General features: G+C 73.7%; 1 protein-coding gene and 1 pseudogene. Both read right to left on the reverse strand.

The genetic code is table 11. The annotated features are described in order from the left end of the window. Positions 1-645, reverse strand: a 645-nt coding sequence (locus tag JHN63_RS51545) for an NADH-quinone oxidoreductase subunit C (RefSeq protein ID WP_200692009.1), incomplete at its 3' end; no start/stop codon positions are given. Next, a pseudogene (locus JHN63_RS53775) lies at positions 642-864 on the reverse strand (hypothetical protein); the annotation flags it as partial. The gene JHN63_RS51545 and the pseudogene JHN63_RS53775, both read right to left, overlap by 4 nt.

Raw genomic sequence — 864 nt, forward strand, 5'->3', positions numbered from 1 at the left:
CGCCCGCGCTGCCCGCGCCGGACGTTCGCCCGCTGCTCGTGCCGTGCCGCGGGCGGGGCGGGTCGGGGCTGCGGGGAGTTGGCCCTTCAGGGGGCCCCACTCGTTCGGGTCGGGGACGCCCGGCGGGAGCATTTGGCGGCGTTTGGGGGCGCCGTGGTCGGACTCGCCGGGTTCCTTCGCTCCGGGCCAGGCCTTGGCGACCCGGGCGGCGAGGACGAAGTCCTTGCGGAGGGGGTGGCCTTCGAAGGTCTCCGGGAGGAGGAGGTGGTCCAGTGCCGGGTGGCCCTCGAAGTCGACGCCGAACATTTCGTGGGTCTCGCGTTCGTGCCAGGCGGCGCCCGCGTAGACGTCGACGGCGGTGGGAAGTGCGGGGGTCTCGTGCGGGACCGTCGTACGGACGAGGAGTCGGCGTACCGGTGACAGCGCCACGACGTGGGCGGAGACGCGGAAGCCGGTGCCTGGTTCGTCGACCGCGCTCAGCCAGTCGAAGTAGGTGCAGCCGAGTTCGTCGCGGGCGGTGCGCAGGGCGGCGAGCCAGGTGGTGGTGGGTACGTCGACCGTGAGGAGGTCGTAGGACTCCTCGGCCGTGGCCTCCGTACCGAAGAGTTCCTCGACCGGAGCGGGCAGCCAGCCGGCGGCGGTCATCGGGCATCCCCCGAGCCGGAGTTGGAGCCCGGGCCTGAGCCGGAGCCCGAGCCCGAGCCCGAGTCGGCGGCCGAACCCGCCCGCTTCACACCCTCGACCTCGACCTCCGAACCCGCGCCCCTCACACCCTCGGCCTCCGAACCCGCACCCTTCACGCCCTCGCTCTCACCCGCGCCCTCCGAACCCAAACCCCCACCAGCCACCGACGCTGCCCCCGAC

Origin of the sequence: Streptomyces sp. MBT65, assembly GCF_016612545.1 — a bacterium.
Classification (GTDB): Bacteria; Actinomycetota; Actinomycetes; order Streptomycetales; family Streptomycetaceae; genus Streptomyces.